The 19,285-nt window shown below is 64.4% G+C and carries 23 protein-coding genes; 10 read left to right on the forward strand and 13 right to left on the reverse strand.

Annotated elements, in window-relative coordinates; all coding sequences use genetic code 11:
* Window positions 1-692 precede the first annotated feature (692 nt).
* The 4 genes from rpsF (at window position 693) to rplI (ending at window position 2,401) form a co-directional block, all read left to right on the forward strand.
* Window positions 693-983: a 30S ribosomal protein S6 gene (rpsF, locus tag AADZ55_RS00325; RefSeq protein WP_085325502.1), complete on the forward strand. Its 291-nt coding sequence runs from the start codon at window positions 693-695 to the stop codon at window positions 981-983.
* A gap of 106 nt (window positions 984-1,089) precedes the next feature.
* Window positions 1,090-1,611 (forward strand): single-stranded DNA-binding protein, encoded by a 522-nt coding sequence (locus AADZ55_RS00330; protein ID WP_085325503.1) that lies wholly within the window; start codon window positions 1,090-1,092, stop codon window positions 1,609-1,611.
* A 44-nt stretch (window positions 1,612-1,655) separates the two neighbouring features.
* Window positions 1,656-1,910, forward strand: a complete 255-nt coding sequence (gene rpsR, locus AADZ55_RS00335; protein WP_085325504.1) for a 30S ribosomal protein S18 — start codon at window positions 1,656-1,658, stop codon at window positions 1,908-1,910.
* Window positions 1,911-1,942: 32 nt separating this feature from the next.
* Window positions 1,943-2,401: a 50S ribosomal protein L9 gene (rplI, locus tag AADZ55_RS00340; RefSeq protein ID WP_085325505.1), complete on the forward strand. Its 459-nt coding sequence runs from the start codon at window positions 1,943-1,945 to the stop codon at window positions 2,399-2,401.
* On the opposite strand, the gene AADZ55_RS00345 is transcribed toward rplI, so the two are convergent.
* A complete protein-coding gene (locus AADZ55_RS00345) occupies window positions 2,398-2,688 on the reverse strand; it encodes a hypothetical protein (protein ID WP_165759400.1) in 291 nt (96 codons plus the stop codon). The two genes, rplI and AADZ55_RS00345, sit on opposite strands and share 4 nt — an antisense overlap.
* A 236-nt stretch (window positions 2,689-2,924) precedes the next feature.
* Between AADZ55_RS00345 and dnaB the strand changes: the two genes are divergently transcribed.
* The 3 genes from dnaB (at window position 2,925) to AADZ55_RS00360 (ending at window position 7,333) form a co-directional block, all read left to right on the forward strand.
* Window positions 2,925-4,304 (forward strand): replicative DNA helicase, encoded by a 1,380-nt coding sequence (dnaB, locus tag AADZ55_RS00350; RefSeq protein WP_085325506.1) that lies wholly within the window; start codon window positions 2,925-2,927, stop codon window positions 4,302-4,304.
* 348 nt (window positions 4,305-4,652) lie between these two features.
* Window positions 4,653-6,137 (forward strand): biotin carboxylase, encoded by a 1,485-nt coding sequence (locus tag AADZ55_RS00355; protein WP_085325507.1) that lies wholly within the window; start codon window positions 4,653-4,655, stop codon window positions 6,135-6,137.
* Window positions 6,134-7,333 (forward strand): serine hydrolase domain-containing protein, encoded by a 1,200-nt coding sequence (locus AADZ55_RS00360; protein WP_085325508.1) that lies wholly within the window; start codon window positions 6,134-6,136, stop codon window positions 7,331-7,333. Before AADZ55_RS00355 ends, AADZ55_RS00360 begins: the two co-directional genes overlap by 4 nt.
* 344 nt (window positions 7,334-7,677) lie before the next feature.
* Here the strand turns inward: AADZ55_RS00360 and AADZ55_RS00365 are convergent, their stop codons facing one another.
* From AADZ55_RS00365 to AADZ55_RS00385, 5 genes are all read right to left on the reverse strand, one after another.
* Window positions 7,678-8,526 carry an SMP-30/gluconolactonase/LRE family protein gene (locus AADZ55_RS00365; protein ID WP_085325509.1) on the reverse strand — a complete coding sequence of 283 codons (849 nt, stop codon included), beginning with the start codon at window positions 8,524-8,526 and terminating at the stop codon, window positions 7,678-7,680.
* 120 nt (window positions 8,527-8,646) lie between these two features.
* Window positions 8,647-8,853, reverse strand: a complete 207-nt coding sequence (locus tag AADZ55_RS00370) for a hypothetical protein (RefSeq protein ID WP_085325510.1) — start codon at window positions 8,851-8,853, stop codon at window positions 8,647-8,649.
* A gap of 455 nt (window positions 8,854-9,308) precedes the next feature.
* Window positions 9,309-10,199, reverse strand: a complete 891-nt coding sequence (locus AADZ55_RS00375; protein WP_085325511.1) for an alpha/beta fold hydrolase — start codon at window positions 10,197-10,199, stop codon at window positions 9,309-9,311.
* Between the two features lie 345 nt (window positions 10,200-10,544).
* Window positions 10,545-10,802, reverse strand: coding sequence for a Txe/YoeB family addiction module toxin (locus AADZ55_RS00380; RefSeq protein WP_085325512.1), 258 nt, complete (start codon window positions 10,800-10,802; stop codon window positions 10,545-10,547).
* Window positions 10,799-11,080 (reverse strand): type II toxin-antitoxin system Phd/YefM family antitoxin, encoded by a 282-nt coding sequence (locus AADZ55_RS00385; RefSeq protein WP_085325513.1) that lies wholly within the window; start codon window positions 11,078-11,080, stop codon window positions 10,799-10,801. The genes AADZ55_RS00380 and AADZ55_RS00385 overlap by 4 nt, the downstream gene beginning before the upstream one ends.
* Before the next feature lie 644 nt (window positions 11,081-11,724).
* Here AADZ55_RS00385 and AADZ55_RS00390 point away from each other — a divergent pair.
* Complete coding sequence (locus AADZ55_RS00390; protein ID WP_085325514.1) at window positions 11,725-12,771, forward strand: methyltransferase; 1,047 nt, start codon at window positions 11,725-11,727, stop codon at window positions 12,769-12,771.
* 114 nt (window positions 12,772-12,885) lie between these two features.
* Here AADZ55_RS00390 and AADZ55_RS00395 read toward each other — a convergent pair whose 3' ends face one another.
* The 6 genes from AADZ55_RS00395 to rpmB form a co-directional block, all read right to left on the reverse strand.
* The gene (locus AADZ55_RS00395; RefSeq protein WP_085325515.1) at window positions 12,886-14,043 is read right to left on the reverse strand and encodes a PE family protein; all 1,158 of its coding nucleotides are present in this window, start codon (window positions 14,041-14,043) and stop codon (window positions 12,886-12,888) included.
* A gap of 346 nt (window positions 14,044-14,389) precedes the next feature.
* Complete coding sequence (locus AADZ55_RS00400) at window positions 14,390-14,779, reverse strand: hypothetical protein (protein WP_085325516.1); 390 nt, start codon at window positions 14,777-14,779, stop codon at window positions 14,390-14,392.
* Entirely contained in the window at window positions 14,776-15,075 is a 300-nt protein-coding gene (gene rpsR / locus AADZ55_RS00405; RefSeq protein WP_085325517.1) for a 30S ribosomal protein S18, read from the reverse strand. Before rpsR (AADZ55_RS00405) ends, AADZ55_RS00400 begins: the two co-directional genes overlap by 4 nt.
* A gap of 2 nt (window positions 15,076-15,077) precedes the next feature.
* Window positions 15,078-15,383 carry a 30S ribosomal protein S14 gene (gene rpsN, locus AADZ55_RS00410; protein WP_085325518.1) on the reverse strand — a complete coding sequence of 102 codons (306 nt, stop codon included), beginning with the start codon at window positions 15,381-15,383 and terminating at the stop codon, window positions 15,078-15,080.
* Window positions 15,384-15,385: 2 nt separating this feature from the next.
* Window positions 15,386-15,550: a 50S ribosomal protein L33 gene (rpmG, locus tag AADZ55_RS00415; RefSeq protein WP_085325519.1), complete on the reverse strand. Its 165-nt coding sequence runs from the start codon at window positions 15,548-15,550 to the stop codon at window positions 15,386-15,388.
* A complete protein-coding gene (gene rpmB, locus AADZ55_RS00420; protein ID WP_085325520.1) occupies window positions 15,550-15,786 on the reverse strand; it encodes a 50S ribosomal protein L28 in 237 nt (78 codons plus the stop codon). Before rpmB ends, rpmG begins: the two co-directional genes overlap by 1 nt.
* 126 nt (window positions 15,787-15,912) lie before the next feature.
* Between rpmB and mrf the strand changes: the two genes are divergently transcribed.
* Together mrf and AADZ55_RS00430 are read left to right on the forward strand one after the other, a co-directional pair.
* The gene (gene mrf, locus AADZ55_RS00425; RefSeq protein WP_085325565.1) at window positions 15,913-17,112 is read left to right on the forward strand and encodes a ribosome hibernation factor-recruiting GTPase MRF; all 1,200 of its coding nucleotides are present in this window, start codon (window positions 15,913-15,915) and stop codon (window positions 17,110-17,112) included.
* Between the two features lie 307 nt (window positions 17,113-17,419).
* Window positions 17,420-18,181: a hypothetical protein gene (locus AADZ55_RS00430; protein ID WP_085325521.1), complete on the forward strand. Its 762-nt coding sequence runs from the start codon at window positions 17,420-17,422 to the stop codon at window positions 18,179-18,181.
* Window positions 18,182-18,269: 88 nt separating this feature from the next.
* On the opposite strand, the gene AADZ55_RS00435 is transcribed toward AADZ55_RS00430, so the two are convergent.
* Complete coding sequence (locus tag AADZ55_RS00435; RefSeq protein ID WP_165759401.1) at window positions 18,270-19,271, reverse strand: SagB family peptide dehydrogenase; 1,002 nt, start codon at window positions 19,269-19,271, stop codon at window positions 18,270-18,272.
* Window positions 19,272-19,285 lie beyond the last annotated feature (14 nt).

Raw genomic sequence — 19,285 nt, forward strand, 5'->3', positions numbered from 1 at the left:
CGGCAACAGGTAGAAAACTGCCCAATCGCGAATGCTTGGGTCAGTGGCGGTGCCGCCGACGAGGCGTCCCTTCTCGATCGCCAGCGTCTTTGCCGTTCGCCAAAACGAAGGTGCCCGAGGTCGCCGGGTCGATGGTCGTGTCCGTGGAGATCAACTCCGCAGTTGACGAGGACTTGGGGGCAAGGGTGCTAACCCGGATCTCTTGCCCGTCCACCGTCTCAACGGTGACGACACTTGGGCGAAAGTGGCTCGTGGGAGGCGTGCCTCGATCTTCAACAAATGCAGAGATGACCGACGCTGTGCTCGCTGACTTCAACGCCTCCGCGATCGCCTTGCGGATAACTGGGTGCTTCGTTTCGTACAAAATCGTCATGTTGCGTTCCTCTTTTGGTATATGGTCGTCGCTTTCGCAGATCGCATTCGGCAGGCAAAACTATAAGCGCTCAAATTTTGTAGGGTGAATGCGAATAAATTGCGAGCAATTCTCGGATTCGCCGCTACAACGCCGCGCTGAGAAATTCCGCTCGGGAGTTCTGGGTCGGCGGCGGCGTGATCGCGTCGCGCCGTGGCGGTTGCCCGGATTTCGCCGCCTAGCGTGGGATCCGGTAGCCTGGGGCGGTTGCCGACGCAGGCGACCCTCCTGCTACGGACCTTCCGTAGCCGCGCAGACCAGAGGAGGTGATGAGGTTCCCATGCGTCCATACGAAATCATGGTCATCCTTGACCCCACTCTCGACGAACGTACCGTTGCCCCGTCTTTGGAGACGTTTCTCAACGTCGTCCGGAAGGACGGCGGAAAGGTCGAGAAGATCGACATCTGGGGCAAGCGCCGGTTGGCGTATGAAATCGCCAAGCATGCCGAAGGCATCTACGTCGTGATCGACGTGAAAGCTGCCCCGGCAACGGTTTCCGAGCTCGACCGTCAGCTCAGCCTTAACGAGTCGGTGTTGCGCACCAAGGTGATGCGCGTCGACAAGCACTAACCGGCGTCGCCAGGCGTTGGCTGCTGCTGTCAGTGCTGTTGCGTAGGCTCACCGAAAACAGGCTCGTGAAACGTCCACCGCCCGCAGGCGGATCCAGGAGGAAATTGTGGCTGGTGACACCACCATCACCGTCGTCGGAAACCTGACCGCCGACCCCGAACTGCGGTTCACCCCATCCGGTGCGGCCGTGGCGAATTTCACTGTGGCATCAACACCGCGGATCTATGACCGGCAGACCGGCGAATGGAAAGACGGCGAGGCGTTGTTCCTGCGGTGCAATATCTGGCGAGAGGCGGCCGAGAACGTGGCCGAGAGCCTGACCCGGGGGGCACGAGTGATCGTCAGCGGGCGGCTCAAGCAGCGGTCGTTCGAAACCCGCGAGGGGGAGAAGCGCACCGTCGTCGAGGTCGAGGTCGATGAGATCGGACCTTCGCTTCGGTACGCCACCGCCAAGGTCAACAAGGCCAGCCGCAGCGGCGGCGGGGGCGGCGGCGGGTTCGGTGGAGGCGGCGGATCCCGTCCGGCGCCGGCACCGGCGCCGGCTAGTAGCGGATCGGGTGACGACCCGTGGGGCAGCGCCCCGGCGTCGGGCTCGTTCGGCGGCGGTGACGACGAACCGCCGTTCTGACCCGCAGAACTTCAGATCAGTACGACACGGAAAGAAAGACACCCATGGCCAAGTCCGGCAAGCGGCGCCCGGCTCCCGAGAAGCCGGTCAAGACCCGCAAATGCGTCTTCTGCGCAAAGAAAGACCAAGCGATCGACTACAAGGACACCACGCTGCTGCGCACCTATATCAGTGAGCGGGGCAAGATTCGCGCGCGCCGGGTCACCGGCAACTGCGTGCAGCACCAGCGAGACATTGCGCTCGCGGTGAAGAATGCCCGCGAGGTGGCACTGCTGCCCTTTACCTCGTCGGCGCGGTAACCGCCGAACGTTCAACGGAAAGCACGAAAACGATGAAGCTGATTCTGACCGCTGACGTCGACCACCTCGGTTCCGTCGGCGACACGGTCGAGGTCAAGGACGGTTTTGGCCGCAACTTCCTGCTTCCGCGCGGGCTGGCGATCGTCGCCTCGCGTGGTGCCCAGAAGCAGGCCGACGAGATCCGCCGGGCCCGTGAAACCAAAGCGGTCCGCGATATCGAGCACGCCAACGAGATCAAAGCGGCGATTCAGGCGCTTGGCTCGGTCTCGCTGCCGGTGAAGACGGCCGGCGATTCCGGAAAGCTGTTCGGCTCCGTGACCGCTGGCGATGTGGTCGCGGCCATCAAGAAGGCCGGCGGACCGAATCTCGACAAGCGGATCGTCCGGCTGCCCAAGACGCACATCAAGGCGCTGGGGACGCATCCGGTGGCGGTGCACCTGCACCCCGAAGTCGATGTCGAGGTGTCGCTCGACGTCGTGGCGGAAAGCTAAGCCCGAACAGTTTGCACATCCCGGTGGCGGCCCTGGTCGGCTGCCACCGGGTTTTCGCCATGCCCGGTGGTGTCCGCAGCGCAGGCCGGTGCGGTGACGCTGGCGAACTGTTCCGCGGGTGTTTGCGGGCGGCCGTCTTTACCGGCGCTTAACGTCAGGAAAATGTGTCCGAAAGCCAACACGCCCGGCGCGGTAACCTGGCCCGACACGCCGAGGAGATTATTGTCCACACCAGAAGTGTCCCGTTGAAGGGCGGTCAACAGCAGCGATGTGATGACGCCCCGCATTGATCCACAGGTTCTCCACACCCCGCTTAACACAGGCGTCAACGGTAATGCACATGCGATGCACAGCTTCATAAACAGCAGCCCCTTGGAGTACTCGCCAGCAACGTCTAGCGTCTTCCCGGCACCACACGATGTGAGTGACCTTGGGGCGGTGGATGTCGGTGCGGTGCCTTACGCTCCGGATATCAGCGGTCGAATATATGTTCGTATGCTCGTGTCGGAGGAGGTGAGAACCCATGGCGGTCGTCGATGATCTGGGACACCCCGGCATGGACGCCCCGCCGCCCAGTGAGGACTTCGGCCGTCAGCCTCCGCAGGATCTCGCCGCCGAGCAGTCGGTGCTGGGCGGGATGCTGCTGAGCAAGGACGCCATCGCGGATGTGCTGGAGCGGCTGCGGCCCGGCGATTTCTATCGCCCAGCGCACCAGAACGTCTACGACGCCGTCTTGGATCTCTACGGGCGTGGGGAGCCGGCCGATGCGGTGACGGTGGCCGCCGAATTGGATCGCCGTGGGCTGCTGCGTCGGATCGGCGGAGCGCCCTACCTGCACACCCTGATCTCGACCGTGCCGACCGCGGCCAATGCGGGCTACTACGCGGGCATCGTCGCCGAGAAGGCGCTGCTGCGCCGGCTGGTGGAGGCCGGCACCCGGGTGGTGCAGTACGGCTATGCCGGCGCCGAGGGCGCGGACGTGGCCGAGGTGGTCGACCGCGCTCAGGCGGAAATCTACGACGTCGCGGATCGGCGGCTCTCGGAAGACTTTGTGGCGCTTGAGGATCTGCTGCAGCCGACGATGGACGAGATCGACGCCATCGCCTCCAACGGAGGTCTGGCGCGCGGCGTGCCCACCGGCTTCACCGAACTCGACGAGGTGACCAACGGTCTGCATCCCGGCCAGATGATCATCGTCGCGGCCCGGCCGGGTGTGGGCAAGTCCACCCTCGGGCTGGACTTCATGCGGTCGTGTTCGATCCGGCACCGCCAGGCCAGCGTCATCTTTTCGCTGGAGATGAGCAAGTCCGAAATCGTCATGAGGTTGCTGTCGGCGGAGGCGAAAATCAAGCTCGCCGATATGCGTTCGGGCCGGATGAGCGACGATGACTGGACCCGGCTGGCGCGGCGAATGAGCGAAATCAGTGAGGCCCCACTATTTATCGATGATTCGCCGAACCTGACCATGATGGAGATCCGGGCCAAAGCGCGCCGGCTGCGGCAGAAGGCCAACCTGCGGCTGATCGTGATCGACTACATGCAGCTGATGACCTCCGGCAAGAAACATGAGTCGCGCCAGGTGGAAGTCTCAGAATTCTCGCGGCATCTCAAGCTGCTGGCCAAAGAGCTTGAGGTTCCGGTGGTTGCGATCAGCCAGCTCAACCGCGGTCCCGAGCAGCGCACCGACAAGAAGCCGATGTTGGCCGATCTAAGGGAGTCGGGCTCTTTGGAACAGGATGCTGACGTCGTGATCCTGCTACACCGGCCGGACGCGTTTGATCGCGACGATCCGCGTGGGGGAGAGGCGGATTTCATTCTCGCCAAGCACCGCAACGGCCCCACCAAGACGGTGACCGTCGCGCATCAGCTGCACCTGTCGCGATTCGCCAATATGGCAAGGTGAGGCGCCAGGCAGGTATGCGCCCGCGGCAGCAAGCCAGAGCGCGACGCCTGCGATGCCGATCGCAACGGTTGGCATCTACGCGCAGGCCCTGCTCGATCGGCGCTTGCGGGCCGGCCGAGCAAATTTCCGTTGAAGCGAGCGACCCCTTCACCCGTAGGGGCAGCCAGATGGTGCTCGACGCGGTGCCGCTCGCCCGACGTTCAGGGACCCATACGTCGGCACGACACCACGATTGCATGCACACTGGTGCAATGGAGGTATGTCATTTCACCGCAATCGCCCTGACCGCGGCGTCTGCACCGCCGCGGTCCCTGCGCCGGGCTCAGGCGTCGACGTCACCGCGGCCGGCTGACCGTGCCCGCGGGTAAGGCTGAACCCCAGCCGCGCCGGGTGCTGAATGGCCTCTCGGATGTACGGGCGTTCTTTCACAACAACGCCGTGCCGATGTACTTCATCTCGCCGACCCCGTTCAACCTGTTGGGCATCTACCGCTGGGTACGGAACTTCTTCTACCTGACCTACTACGACTCTTTCGAGGGCGAACATTCGCGCGTGTTCGTGCCCCGGCGGCGCGACCGCAGGGATTTCGACGGCATGGGGGATGTGTGCAACCACCTGCTGCGTGATCCCGAGACACTCGAGTTCATCGCGAGCCGAGGGCCCGGTGGCAAGGCCTGCTTCGTGATGCTTGACGGAGAGACTCAGGCCCTCGCGCGCCAGGCGGGGCTCGAGGTCATGCATCCCCCGGCGGAACTGCGCCATCGCCTCGGCTCCAAGATCGTCATGACGCGCCTGGCCGACGAGGCGGGCGTGTCGAGCGTGCCGCACGCGATTGGGCGGGCCGGCTCCTACACCGAGTTGTCGGCGCTCGCGCAAGGCGCCGGGCTGGGAGACGACCTCGTCATCGAGGCCGCTTATGGCAACGCCGGCAGCGCGACGTTCTTTGTGCGCGGTGAGCGCGATTGGGACCAGTGCGCCGGTGACCTGGTGGAACAGCCGGAAATCAAAGTCATGAAGCGCATCCGCAATGTCGAGGTATGCATCGAGGCCACCGTGACCCGCCACGGCACCGTGATCGGCCCGGCGATGACGAGCCTGGTCGGTTACCCGGAGCTGACCCCGTACAAGGGTGCTTGGTGTGGCAATGACGTCTGGCGCGAGGTGCTGCCGCCCGCACAGACGCGCGCGGCGCGAGAGATGGTAGGAAAGTTGGGCGACGTCCTAAGCCGACAGGGATACCGCGGCTACTTCGAGGTGGACCTGTTGCACGACCTGGACGCCGACGAGCTCTACCTCGGCGAGGTGAACCCCCGCCTGAGCGGCGCAAGCCCGATGACGAACTTGACCACCGAGGCCTACGCTGACATGCCGCTGTTCCTTTTCCACCTGCTCGAATACATGGACGTGGAGTACGAGCTCGACATCGAGGAGATCAACTCGCGCTGGGAGCGGGGCTACGGTGAGGACGAGGTCTGGGGTCAGCTGATCATGTCGGAGACCTCGCCGGATCTCGAGCTCTTCACCGCAACCCCACGCACCGGGATGTGGCGCCTGAACCACGACGGGCGCGTCTCCTTTGCCCGGCAGGGCAACGACTGGGCCACGATGCTCGACGAGTCCGAGGCCTTCTACATGCGGGTCGCCGCACCCGGCGACTTGCGCTGCGAAGGCGCCCAGCTCGGCGTGCTCGTCACTCGCGGTCACCTGCAGACCGACGACTACCAGCTCACCGAACGCGGCAGGCGCTGGATCGACGGCCTCAAAGCGCAGTTCGCCTCGACACCTCTGTCGCCTGCTGCGCCGATCGTTTCGCGGCTCGTCGCACGAGCGTGAGCAGCGGCGTCCCAACCGGTCTGAAACTGGACAACTGGCTGTCGTCGCGGTATTCGCATTGGGCATTCCAACACGTCGAAGACTTCATGCCGACCGCGGTCATCTCGCGCGGGACGGGGCCGGTCGTGACGTTGCCCCCAGCCTGTGTCCCGATCGCCGACATCCCGTTGACCAGCACGGACGGGGTGGCCACCACCGTCGGCGCGGTAATGGCCAGCACCGCTACCGACGGGTGGGCCGTCGCCTACCGTGGTGCGCTGGTGGCCGAGGAGTACTTCGATGGCTTGCAACCGGAGACCCGGCATCTGCTGTTCTCGGTGAGCAAGTCGCTGGTGGCCGCCGTCGTCGGCGCACTGCATGGGGCCGGTGCGATCGAGCTTGACGCGCCGGTCACGACATACGTTCCCGCCCTGGCGAACTGCGGCTACGCAGGTGCGACGGTACGTCACCTGCTGGACATGAGGTCGGGCATCGCCTTTTCGGAGGATTACCTCGACCCGGCCGCAGAGATCCACGTCCGCGAGCAGGTGATCGGGTGGGCGCCCAAGCGAAGTCCGAACCTCCCCGCAACCCTGCGCGACTACCTGCTGACCTTGCGGCAGAAGTCGGCGCATGGCGGCCCGTTCGAATATCGCTCGTGTGAAACCGACGTCCTCGGCTGGATCTGCGAGGCCGCAGCCGGACAGCCGATGCCCGAGCTGATGTCGGAACTGCTGTGGAGCCGCATCGGCGCCCAGTGCGACGCCACCATCGCCTTGGACAGGGCCGGCGACGCGGGCGGTACCGGGATATTCGACGGGGGCATCAACGCCTGCCTCACCGACATGATCCGGTTCGGGTCGCTGTTCGTGCGCGACGGTGTCTCGCTGACCGGCCAGCAAGTGATGCCGGCGGCGTGGATCGCTGACACTGTCGATGGCGGTACCGACTCGCGTAAGGCGTTCGCTGCCACCCCGGACGACACCGGAATGCCCGGCGGCATGTACCGCAACCAAGTGTGGTTTCCTTACCCGGGCAACACCGTCGCGTTGTGCGTAGGCATGTGTGGTCAGCTGATCTACATCAACCGTGTCGCCGAGGTGGTGGCCGCCAAGCTATCCACCCAGCCGGCTTCCCAGGACGACCCGCAGTTGCAGTCAGACACGCTGTCCGCATTCGATGCGGTAGCACACGAGCTAGCTGAAATCGCTAGTTAGCCTGAGGTTTCGCTGATCGGCGTCCATCAAGGTCCCCGCCCCTCTTATGCCGAGATTTGTCGCCTGATCGTCCCAATGCTCCGGGCATGAATATCCCGGAAGTGACCAGAGGAACACGAATGCAGGGCCTGTAGGAAATGCAGCGGCTCGTGAGACAAACGCAGGAGCAGCCAGTATGAGACAAGACCGAATGACCGCAGGCCAGGGCCGCGGCTATATGCAACCGAAGGTGAGAACCTACACCTACGTCGCGTAGGTTCATATTCCGAGTGTTCTCAGAATCCGCGTGTCGCAGAAGACATCAGGGTATTCGCATCATTCGCATCAATGGATGCAGCTACGTCTCAGGGTGAGCCGGCACCGGGGACGTCGACGCGTGCTTGCAGAATCCACCCGGTCGACTTGCCGGCTACCATGTCCTCTTGGGTGGTCTCGTCGATCACCATGTAGAGGGTGCGCCCGTCGGCTCCGCCCAGCGCGGGTGCAATCGCCCATCCCCGGTCGATGGCGACCCGATGGGTCACCGTGCCGCCCGCGATAACCTGGAGGAACTCGCCGGTGTCGTAACAACCGACCCATACCCCTCCTTCGACGTCAACGCAGAGGCCGTCAGGGTGGCGATGTGCGCCGAGGTCCGCGAATACGCTTGGGGCGCCGAGGCTGCCGTCGGGTGAGGTCGGAAACTGAAGGAGCCGCGAACCGTTCGTCTCGGCGACGACGAGGGTCGACCCGTCGGGCAGGAAACCAAGGCCGTTGGGGACGGCGAGGTCGGTCGCGACGACGCGGACGGCACCGTCTGGATCGAGGAGGCCTATCTCGCCTGCCATCTCGCTCGCGTTGAGCTGATATAGGTCGACGTAAGCGTGGCCGTCCGGGGCGACGACGAGGTCGTTGGTCGACCAAGCGAGGTGGCTGAGGTCGTATGTGGCTGCCACGTTCCCCCGGGTGTCGACGTGGTAAACCTTTGCGTCGAAGAGGGCGGAGACCACTAGCGTACCGTCGGGGAGCCAGCCGAGCCCGGAGGCGTGCGCGACCTCGGCCTGCACGGCGAGGTCGCCGGTCTCGCCGGCCGAGTACACCCGGCCCGCCGGTCCGTCGCTGAACCACAGGCGGCCGCCGTGCCACCGGGGTCCCTCTCCGAACGTGATCCCTTCGATGAAGGGGAGCGGTTCAACAGCTTCGAACGTCGTCATCGGGCGGCCAGACCTAGTCGACCAAGATCGCCCGCAAGCTACCGGCGTGGCGAACGCTATCGATAGCCTGTCGCTCGACAGCCATCGGATCACCCCTTTTGCCGAAAGAGTGCGTTGAGACTATCCCATGCTGCCGCGGGAAAAGCAGTGATTGGTGAGACAAGCCACCGAGGCGGCGACAACCTCGGGACGCTCCATCAGCAGGTAGGTGTCGACCACGTCCAATGCTCCGGGCGGAACGCAAATCTCGCGGTGCTTGCCGTATTTGGCGCATGCTGCACCGAAACGAGGCCGTCGATCGATCGCAAGTTCGGGCAGCAGCACCATTGACCACTCTTCTGGCCGCATCCCCGTGCACAACGTCGGATCGGCCGCGGCCCGATTTCGTAACGGAGCCCGACCCGAAACATCGTGCGGACGTCCGAGTTGGGCAGCCGACCACCCAACCCGACGTCGCGGAGCGATACTGGGTCAAGGTCGTGTGCCGGATGTCCTTCCTTGGCCCACGCCGCGGTTCCGATCTGCATCCATATTCAGCGTCAGCGCCTACTTCGATGTGCACATGCCAATGGTTCAGCCAGCTAGCCATGGCCAGATGCGCTGTGCGCATTGCACCACGGCGGGCCAGAGTTCTTCTCGGCGAAGCGGTCGTCCTTGCGGATCCCCGGGTAGCTGGTCCAGTGTGCGCCAGAGTCGTTAACCGATCGACTCGTATCCGCGATTCTGAAACAGCCCGCGCACACCGTCATCGGGCGACATTAGCTGGTGCACGAAGATCTGAATCATGCGCGGAGGTCTCCCGCGGTGACGGCGAGGATGTCGTCGGCAGCGCCGATCCCGACGAAGTGGCCCGCGTCGGGCACTTCGTGCCACACCGCGCCCGGCATGCGGTCGGCGATCGTGCGGTTGATGTATGGCGGGACGAGCGTGTCGCCGGTGCCCTGCCACACGTGGACGGGCCGCTCGATCGCCGTCACGTCGAAAGCCCAACGGTGGTAGAGCAGTTCGGCGTCGACGACCAGGCCGTTGGATCCGTGCGCGAAGCACTCGGCGAACGCGTCGAGCATGCCGTCCATGACCGCCTGATCGGCGAGCACGTCGCGGTCGTAGTCGTTGACCGACTTGCGGAGCTGGCCTGCGAACGAGCCGCGGAAGTGCTTGGCGGTGATGCCGATTCCCGCGTACATCGCCTTGAAGCCGGGTCGGAACCGCAAGGCGAGCGTGCCGCCGAGGGCGTCGGCCTTTGATAGGTGGTCGGCGGCCCAGTTGTCGCCGAACGCGCCGTAGCAGCCGCCCGCGATGTTGGTGACGTGCCGCAGTCGGTCGGCGTCGACGTAGGCGGCTGCCGCGAGCGCCCACGGCCCGCCCTCCGACCACCCCGTCACGCCGAACTCACTGTGGCCGAGGGCGTCCGCGATTGCGATGAGATCGCCGCCCCAGTCGGCGTAGCCTCGGCCCGGCTGGGCGGTCGATCCGCCGATGCCGGGGCGGTCGACGCAGACGAACCGCAGCCCCTGGCGTCCCGCGGCGGCCGCGAACAGCTTCGCCTCCAGCCTGCTGCTCGGCCCGCCGTGGTTGTGGATGACGAGCGGGCCCGCGGGATCGCCGACCTCGAGGTACGTCAGCACCCGCCGGTCGGGGGTGACGACGTGCGGACCGGCTGCGTCGTTCATGGACTGACTGTATCTCGCGAGTTCTGCGCCAGCGTCGGGATTCGGGGTCGCGCACAGCGAACCCGGGGAACTAGTTCGCTGGTTGCGCGTTGGGAGCCAACCGCAGTTACCAGGGCCTCGAGCATGGTTGGAGCGGGCCGCCCGGGCGGATCATCCACAGGCTCCCCTCGTGCCTGGCTGACAAAGGCTGCCGCAGCAGGGCATCCCGATGCGGTGGCCCTGCTTCGCCGGATGTTCGGCAAGTAAAACTTTTGGGGCACAATGGTTTTAATCCCGCATCGAGGTGTGCCTATGCGCTCGCGCGTGTCACCGTGACAGCGGAGGCCCGGTGATCCGCAGGACCTGTCAGTAGTGGTATCGCGCCTTGAGGATCTTGACTTCGCGATCGTCTGCTCGGTAGACGAGCCGATGTTCATCATCGATCCGCCGCGACCAGTACCCCGACAGTTCTCCCTTGAGCGGCTCCGGTTTTCCGATCCCGGTGAACGGATCGCGCTGAATCTCTGCGATCAGCCTGGTGATTCGACGAGCCATCTTCCGGTCGGTGGACAACCAGAACATGAGATCGTCCCAGGCGTCGGGATCGAAGCTGATGCGTCTCACTCCTGTCCGGCCATCCCCTGGAGTTCATCGATTGTCTTCGTGTATTGCGCCGAGGTGGGTTCGCGCGCCTTGTCCCGGGCGACGGCCTCCATGAGCCGGCGCGCGTTCTCCGGCGACCGCAGAAGGTACACCGTTTCCTGCCACGAGTCGTAGTCATCGGCCGACATGAGCACCGCGTCTCCCGCCTTGGACGTGATCCGAACTGGCTCGTGGTCGGTGTTGACCTGTTCGAGCAGCGGGAAAAGTCGCTGACGGGCTTCACTCGCACTGATAGCCACCGTCGTCTCCTATCGTACGGAATTGTCGTACTTCTATGGTACGGCAATTCCGTACAACAACCGACGGGTGGGGACCGCCTCCACAGACGCACACCACTTTGACCGCAATCAGACAACAGCGTGCGGTTGTCGACTTCAATACATCTCGACAGCAGCAGCGTGAAAGTTCTCGACCTTACCGGCCATTCCAACGTCGTTGACTTGCAGTCCTCGTCTCCCCCATGGCCGCGGCGCCCTTGTCTCACCCTGCTGCCAAGCCCACCCACCGCCGAAGGTCGCCGAACATTGGACGCCGCTTGGGCGGATGAATTCCTCACCCAGAGAGGGCAAACCGAAGACTTCCGATGGGGCACCGACCTAGCGTGCACAATCGCCAGTCGATAGATGCCTGCCAACTCTCGGCCTGCATGCTTGCCTGCCGTTCGGGGGTGCCGTGAGCAAACGCGAGGTTTCCGACGTGTCGGCGCGAGCCACAAGTCCGAGCCGATCGACGGCGTCCGCTTCTGGCGGTGCGAGAGCCGGCCACATGGTCACCGACACCTGCGATCGAGCGTGAGAACCGAAACATCGCGCGATCAGTACCCTTGGAGCGGGCTCGCGTTCGCGTCGAAGAACCCGTAGCGCTCGCCCTGAGCGGAGGAGTCATGACGAGCGACAATCCGAACGAATCCGGCCGGATGGCCCAACGGCTCTTCGAGCTCATCTTTTCCAAGGTGATCACCCAGTGCCTGGCTGTAGCGGCGCAGCTCGGGATTGCCGACCATTTGACGGATGGTGACCGCCCGGTGTCGGAGCTCGCCAGCGAACTCGATGTCGATGAACGCTCCCTCTATCGGGTATTACGCACGCTGGCGAGCTTCGGGGTGTTTGTTGAATCTCAGCCCGGGCGGTTCGGGTTGACGCCCCTGGCCGAGCCGTTGCTAGTGGACTCGCCGAACTCGCTCAAGGACTTTGCGATCTTGTTCGGGCATCCCGTTCACAACGGCGCCTACGCGGACATCATGCACAGCGTGCGCACCGGGGAGACCGCATTCAAGCACGTGCACGGGGCTGAGCTCTTCGACTACTGCCAGACGGATGCCGACTTCTTTTCCGTGTTCAACGACGCCATGACGGCGACCTCGCGTCGCGAGGCTCGCGCGATCGCCGCAGCCTACCCGTTTTCCGACTTTGGGACTCTCGCCGACGTCGGCGGCGGCCGGGGGCTGCTGCTGTCGGAGGTCCTGAAGAAGGTTCGTGGTCTGAAGGGTGCCCTCTTCGATCTGCCCGGAGTAGTGGCTGGCGCCGAGGCCACCTTCGAGCAGGCCGGCGTGGGAGATCGAGCCACCATCCACGGCGGCAGCTTCTTCGAAGCGATTCCGGTTCGCGCCGACGCCTACATGATGAAGTACATCATCCACGACTGGGACGACGAGAAGGCGACGATCATTCTGCGGAACTGCGTCGAATCCATGGCGCCGGATGGCAAGGTTCTGGTGATCGATTACGTTCTTCCCGAGGGAAACGAGGCCAGTGTCGGCAAGTTCGTCGACATCGAAATGCTCGTCATCCCGGGCGGACGCGAGCGCACCAGGGCTCAGTTCGAGACGCTCTTCCAAGGAGCTGGACTCGAGCTGACCAACGTCGTGCCCACGTCCACATCCCTGTGCATCGTCGAAGGGGTGCGGGCGGACCGATCCGCACACGGGTGACCGCGCACGGAGGCGTCACGTCGTCTATCAATCGTGACTCGAGTTGGCACGCTTGCTCTTTGCCGATTTCGACGCGAGTGTGCGGCGAAGCCACACCGTCCGATCCGTCCTGGGCTAGGACAACAGCGCCGTGACAGCGGCATTGCCAGCCGTCTGCAGGTGGCCAATACCCTGAGCGAACTGGCCGCCGGCGCCCTGCAACGCAGCCAACCCAGGAGCAGCGTTCTGCGCCGCCAGCATCACATCGTTGAGGCCCTCAGCGAACTGGGTACCCGCAGTCTGCAGCACAGCGATTCCAGCAACGATGTTCGGCATCACCAACGCCAGATGTTGGACACCTTGAACGAGCTGAACAACCGCGATCGCGAGCAGGCCAACTCCACCCAACGCGCTGGGCACCGCCAGCAAGAAGGCGGGACTAAAGAGCTGAACACCGGCGCTGCCCAGCAGACCAAGTCCGGACGCGGCGGTCCCCGCGGCCAGCACGATGCCACCTACACCTTGACTGAACTCGACACCGGCGAGGGTGAGCAGACCCAGTCCGCCAGCAGCACTCGTCCCGGCGGCCAGGAAGGTACCGCCCGCTTGAACGAGGCCGACGGCGGCAGGTTGCAGCAGAACAACTCCGGTCAGAGCGCTCTGTCCAGCTGCCATGAACTCGCCGCCGCTCCTGGCGAGCCAAGGCGCGGCGCTCTGCAGCGCGGTGGCAAGCCTAGCGGCGGAACCCTGTCCGGCGGCCGCAACACCGTCGAGAACCTGAACCAGTCCAGCACCGGCGCTTGGCAACGGGGCAACCAGGCCGGCAGCATGTTGTTCGACCGTCGCAACGGCACGACTGGCCTGTGCGGCAAGCCCAGCGACAACGGCACTGTGGCCACCGCTCACCGCTTTGTGCACGGTCTCAGCCGCGCTCAGGATCGGGCCAGCGGATGGGTGAGCCAAGAGCGATCGGGCAGGCGCGTTCACCGCATTCGATAGATTGTGTTGCGCGTTGGCGACTTCGGCGTTGATATATGCGCCCGCGCCAGCCTGCAACAGATTGACGAACTCGTCATGATACGCCGAAGCCTGGGCGCTGAGAACTTGGAATTGTCGACCGTAGGCGCCGAATATCGACGCAATCGCGGTCGATACCTCGTCCTCGGCAGCGGCAAGCACCGTTGTCGTGGGTTCCGCTGCGGCCGTGTAAGACTCGGCCAGCGCCGAGCGAATTCCGGCCAAATCTTGAGCCACGGATTCGACCTGCTCCGGGATCACACTCAGGAACGGCATAGCGGTTCCTCTCGACTCACTACGGTTGCGGTCCGACGACGATCGAGGCACACCGATTGTAAAGAACCGGCTGTCTTTTCGGGCAGAGTTTGGCAATTCGTCGTCAATTCGCGTCGATGGCGTCTCACGAGTGGTGCAAACGACCCGCAGTACTTGCCGGTCGGCCAAGGCCGATCCGGGTAGGACCGGTCCCGCGCCGTGAGAGCGCCCACTCGAATGACGCCATCCCTCGGGGAAGCACTGAGAGTGGTTGTGCAGCGACGTATCTGAGCGACGGCTGCCGACACGATTGTGATCGAAGGGTGGTTGCCGCGACGCCGCCGATGGTGCGTGAGTCCGGAAACGCTTAGTTGGTCGCGATGGTGCGTCGGGTCGTGGGCAGCCTAAGGCAGAGGCGATCGGGAAGACGGTCGCTTTCCCAGCGGCCTCCCGCCACCCACGCGCAGACGAGCCGTAGATCTTCGAGATCTTCGATCGCACCGACCCATCTGGCTGGTCCGTGCGCAACACGGTCGGTTGAGCAGGGCTGCAACATAAGGACCGCACTGCCGCCGGATTGGCGGGTGAGGCAGGTGAATTCTCCGAGCAGGCAGCCGGTGGTGACCAGTATCCCGTGACGGGTGCGGCGCACAGTGGCCCGCAGCTGTTCGAGCACCGTCGGACCGACGGGCGAGGAACACGTGGTGCACAGCACAATGGTGAACGGGCGGGCAGTGGCGCGGTGTGAGCTGGTCATGGATTCTTCTGCGTGACTCGTCGCTGCTGTCCGCACCTGGCCTGACCGGGGTAGGGCAGCAGTGCCATTTCGCGGGAGTTCTTGATCGCTCGGGTGATGCGTCGCTGCTGCTGGACGGTCAGGCCGGTGACGTGCCGGGACCGGATCTTGCCTCGTTCGGAGATGAACAGCCGCAGGGTCTGGGTGTCTTTGTAGTCGACCGCCGCCAAACCAAGGCTTTCTAAGAGGCTCTTCTTAGCCGATGCGGGATCTTCTGGCGGATGCTTACGGCGGGGCCGGTTGGATTTGGCGGCCATGGTTACCAGCTGGCTTTCCGGACACCGGGCAGGTGCCCGTCGTGAGCCAGTTGGCGCACCCGCACACGGGAGAGCCCGAACTTGCGCAGGTGCCCCCGCGGACGCCCGTCAACGGCGTCGCGGTTGCGCAACCGCACCCCACTGGCGTCCCGCGGCTGGCTCGCAAGAGCCCGCTGGGCAGCGCTGCGCTGTTCGGGGGTGCTCAAGGGGGAGCGGATGATCTCTTTGAGTTCGGCGCGCCGCTGGGCGAAGCGGGCGACGACAGCCGCGCGCTGCTGATTCTTCACGATCTTGGATTTCTTGGCCACGGTCAACGTTCCTCACGGAAGTCGACGTGACGCCGCACGCTCGGGTCGTACTTGCGCAGGACCAGACGATCGGGGTCGTTGCGGCGGTTCTTGCGGGTGGTGTACGTGTAGCCGGTGCCCGCCGTGGAGCGCAGCTTCACGATCGGACGAATATCAGTGCTAGCCATCAGATCCGCTGTCCCTGTCGGCGCAGCCGGGCCACGACCGCGTCGATGCCGTCACGGTCGATGACCTTTATGCCCTTGGCCGACACCCGCAGTCGGATGCGGCGGCCCTCCGAGGGCACGTAATACGTCCGTTGTTGGATGTTGGGTGACCATCGGCGGCGGCTTCGGCGCTGGGAGTGCGACACGGTGTTTCCGAATCCCGGTGCGCGGCCAGTGACTTGACAGCGGGCAGACACGAGGCAACCTTCCTGCGTCGATACGGCTTATTGAGAATCATTTTCGACAACTGTTGTGCGGCACTGTACCGTCGGAAGCGCCTTAATGAAAATCGTTGTCGATAAGGGTGGGCGATGAGGAGGATGATGCGTACCCCGGTGATCCTGGTGACCGGCCAGGAGCACACTTCCGCCGTGACCGCTGAGCTGCTGCGCCACCCTAAGACGGTGGTGATCGAGCACCGCTTCGACGGACAGGTGGTGTGTCGGCGCATGGTGATGCTGCGGCACGGCATGGTGACGAGCGCCGAGGCGGCGTTGGAGCTGGCGCACGGATGTGTCTCGTGCACCATCCGCAACGACCTTCTGGTTCTATTGCGGAAGGTGGCTCGCCGGTCGGATGTCGATCGTGTCGTCGTGCACCTGGCGCCGTGGCTGGAGCCTGAACCGATCTGCTGGGCGATCCGCCACGTGCGCGTCGCGCCCGGCCCAGGCTTCGAGCCGGGGCCCCCCGCACGCGATGTCGAGATTGCGGCGGTCATCGCCGGTGTCGATGCCCTGGCGTGGCTGGCCCAGGCGTTGGGTGATGAAGCGCTGGCCGATGGGCGCACGGTGGCGCAAGTGGTGGTCGCCCAGGCCGAGTTCGCGGATGTCCTCGTCTGCAGCCAACCCCCGCCCGATCTGCTCGAGGTGTTGGCTCGGCTGAATCCGGCGGCGCGGGTGGCCGCCAACGCCGACGCTGTCCCCGACGCCCTCCAACGTCTCTGCGCTGTGAGTCGACGGGGCCGCAGCGACGACCCGCACGGTCCGCTACTGGCCGGACAGCCGCCGCTGGCGGCGGCCGGGGCGGTGCGGTTGATCGAATTTCACGCCCGGCGCCCGTTCCATCCCGAACGGCTCCACGATGCACTCGATGTGTTGTTGGAGGGTGTGATCCGCACCCGGGGCCGGCTGTGGCTGGCCAGCAACGACAAGCAGGTGATGTGGCTGGAATCCGCCGGCGGGGGTCTGCGGGTCAGCTCGGCCGGTCAGTGGTTGGCCGCGATGAGCGCCTCGCAGCTGGCCTATGCCGACGCCGAGCGCCGCGCGCTGGCCGACGCCTTCTGGGACGAGCGCCACGGTGATCGGCACAGCGACCTGGTGGTGTTGGTGTGCGGCGCCAACCCCGACACGCTTCGCAGGGCGCTGCGCGGGGCCCTGCTTACCGACGAGGAGATGCGAGACCCCGTCCAGTGGCGGGGCCTGCACGATCCGTTCGGCGACTGGCACCAGGACCCCTGCAGCGAGTCGATCCCCGTGTCGCGCGCCACCGGCGAGACGACCCACAACGACAGAGAGCAGCCATGAACCCGGCATCCATCCCGACTACCACCCGAAATGCGGCGGGTGAGAAGGCCGTTGCGACCTCGCCAATCCAGCTGGCCTGGAATCCGTCCACGTTCGGTGCGGCGAAGAGCGAGAGCCCTGTCGGATGAGCGCCAAAGCCGACACCAAACGACGGTTGGCGTGCAATCCTAAACAGTGCCAACCGGGGGCTGTTTGGGATGTAGCAAGGGGGGGCGATGACTGACCCGATCGCGCCGTTACCTCCGGATTGGCCGATGCCGGGCGATGTACGCAATGGACTGATGGCAAAGGTCGGGCTGGGTACTCGATGAGTTCTCAACATGCCGGTTCGGGTAGCGAACCGATTTTCAAGGCGGGGGCCTGGATCCTCGGCGGCTTCTCACTGCTGGCGGCAGGACTTGGTGCCCTCACCGTGATCCCGCGAATAGCCAACACGTATCTGCTATGGACGATTATTGCGGTCATCTTCATGGTGCTGGCATTTGTTGGCGCGCTCATGGCCGTTGGCCTGGTCTACCACCGCAAGCACGGTGACGCCGGAGAAGAGTGGTACCGCGATGCGGCCAAGGTTTTCATTGCGTTTGGGGGCGTATTCCTGCTTACCGGCATCTCCATTGTGCTGATCTCAGGAGTCCTTGTTCTGGCACGAACGGAGGTTCCGCGGCTGGCGCTCAGCATTGCTCCGAACCAGAGACAAGACGGAAACGCCGCAGAATCAGCCACCGTCAAGGTCAAAATCGAGGCGGACGCGATGGACCCCGGCGGATTCCTTGTGGTCGACCTCATGGCTATTCCCGTTGTCAAAAAGGGCCAAGAGTACCAGTTTGGCGATCGCGTGTACCTATCTGCCGTCGGGTCCGACTCAACTGGGCATGTGTCGTCCGAAATTCAAATCGAGATTCCGAGTTCCAAATACTCGATGATCGTCGCCGAGGTGTACCCAGGTCCTATGAAACGTGACGGTACGAATGTCAACTGGGCTGGCGAGATGTACGCCTCGACTCAAATGTGCGCAGACATCACCACACCGGTACCCCGAGCTTGCGCGTACGCACAAGTGCCAAGCTAGGCCACCTCGTAACCAGCCGGGTTGACGCAAAGCGGCGATTGCATCAACCAGTTCAAGCGCTGTTGGGAGGGCGTTGAATGATGGCTCCTTAGATCCGCCCACCGTCGATTTGCCGCGCGGGTCCGGATCCTCGTGGGCCGAGGGCGAATTCGCCTACCACCGGGTTGTCGAAGATCTGCTCGCCGCGCAGTTCGGCGAGGGCACCGTCGGGAGAGCCACCCCCCAGCGCGCACGCCGACAAGCCGAGGAATTCGCAGACCAAGTAGAGGGTTTGAAAGAGTGCGCCGACTTCTTTAAGGACCAGGCTGTAGGCGATTTGATGATAGGCCTGGCTCTGGCTGGCGATTCGGCTGCTGATCACGAGTACCACTGGCGGCCGGCCCGTTCCGACCGCCTCGGCGGCCGAGGTCAGGAAAGGCTTGGATGCGGCTGCGCCGGCGGCGAGCAGCTCGAGGGCGTGGTGGTCGGGCCGATACCGGTATACGCCTGCATCCACTGAATCGATCGCGTCCGTGTCGATCACCGGGTAGAGCTCCAGCGAATACACCGCGCCGCCGGACGGATATGGGCGACTCGTGGATCCGTCGTCGAGCAAGAAGGGGTCGGAACGGTTCGCGGCGCTCATCGACAACAGCGTTGAGAAAGTTGACCGCTCGATCGCGCACTTTGGCCACGCTCGGGTCGATCGGCGATGTATCAGCACGTCCGCGAAGTCTCGATTCCGCGGCGGTGCGGGTGGGCCGAGCGGAATCAGCGGCGGACCGGAACCCGGGACGTGTGTGCATGCCGATTCCTCGCCATCGGCAACCGGAGATCCGCTGCGTGAGAGTTGATGGTAGGCAAGCGCTGTCGGATCCCAGTGCGTAGGCTCGACAGAGGTCTCGGTTACCAGCACACGCGCGTCGATGAGTTCGTCTATGCAGGCGATTACCTCACTGCGGGGAAGGTGCGCCCACGCGTCGACGACTTCGACGATGTACTTAGGTCGAGCGAAGAAATGCACGAGGTCGAGGATGCGTGCGTCGCTGGCCAGCAGAGTGATGTTGGACGTTGACGAGGTGATCTCGATGGTCCCGTCCCGCCAGGACACTCTGGTGAACGCTG

The organism is Mycobacterium decipiens, from assembly GCF_963853665.1.
Classification (GTDB): domain Bacteria; phylum Actinomycetota; class Actinomycetes; order Mycobacteriales; family Mycobacteriaceae; genus Mycobacterium; species Mycobacterium decipiens.

What these genes read in the sequence shown, in the direction of transcription:
- rpsF (WP_085325502.1), top strand. Translation starts at nt 693, where the DNA reads ATGCGTCCATACGAAATCATGGTCATCCTTGACCCCACTCTCGACGAA.
- rpsR (WP_085325504.1), top strand. Translation starts at nt 1,656, where the DNA reads ATGGCCAAGTCCGGCAAGCGGCGCCCGGCTCCCGAGAAGCCGGTCAAG.
- rplI (WP_085325505.1), top strand. Translation starts at nt 1,943, where the DNA reads ATGAAGCTGATTCTGACCGCTGACGTCGACCACCTCGGTTCCGTCGGC.
- AADZ55_RS00345 (WP_165759400.1), bottom strand. Translation starts at nt 2,688, where the DNA reads ATGCGGGGCGTCATCACATCGCTGCTGTTGACCGCCCTTCAACGGGAC.
- dnaB (WP_085325506.1), top strand. Translation starts at nt 2,925, where the DNA reads ATGGCGGTCGTCGATGATCTGGGACACCCCGGCATGGACGCCCCGCCG.
- AADZ55_RS00365 (WP_085325509.1), bottom strand. Translation starts at nt 8,526, where the DNA reads ATGACGACGTTCGAAGCTGTTGAACCGCTCCCCTTCATCGAAGGGATC.
- AADZ55_RS00370 (WP_085325510.1), bottom strand. Translation starts at nt 8,853, where the DNA reads ATGGTGCTGCTGCCCGAACTTGCGATCGATCGACGGCCTCGTTTCGGT.
- AADZ55_RS00375 (WP_085325511.1), bottom strand. Translation starts at nt 10,199, where the DNA reads ATGAACGACGCAGCCGGTCCGCACGTCGTCACCCCCGACCGGCGGGTG.
- AADZ55_RS00390 (WP_085325514.1), top strand. Translation starts at nt 11,725, where the DNA reads ATGACGAGCGACAATCCGAACGAATCCGGCCGGATGGCCCAACGGCTC.
- AADZ55_RS00395 (WP_085325515.1), bottom strand. Translation starts at nt 14,043, where the DNA reads ATGCCGTTCCTGAGTGTGATCCCGGAGCAGGTCGAATCCGTGGCTCAA.
- AADZ55_RS00400 (WP_085325516.1), bottom strand. Translation starts at nt 14,779, where the DNA reads ATGACCAGCTCACACCGCGCCACTGCCCGCCCGTTCACCATTGTGCTG.
- rpsR (WP_085325517.1), bottom strand. Translation starts at nt 15,075, where the DNA reads ATGGCCGCCAAATCCAACCGGCCCCGCCGTAAGCATCCGCCAGAAGAT.
- rpmG (WP_085325519.1), bottom strand. Translation starts at nt 15,550, where the DNA reads ATGGCTAGCACTGATATTCGTCCGATCGTGAAGCTGCGCTCCACGGCG.
- mrf (WP_085325565.1), top strand. Translation starts at nt 15,913, where the DNA reads ATGCGTACCCCGGTGATCCTGGTGACCGGCCAGGAGCACACTTCCGCC.
- AADZ55_RS00430 (WP_085325521.1), top strand. Translation starts at nt 17,420, where the DNA reads ATGAGTTCTCAACATGCCGGTTCGGGTAGCGAACCGATTTTCAAGGCG.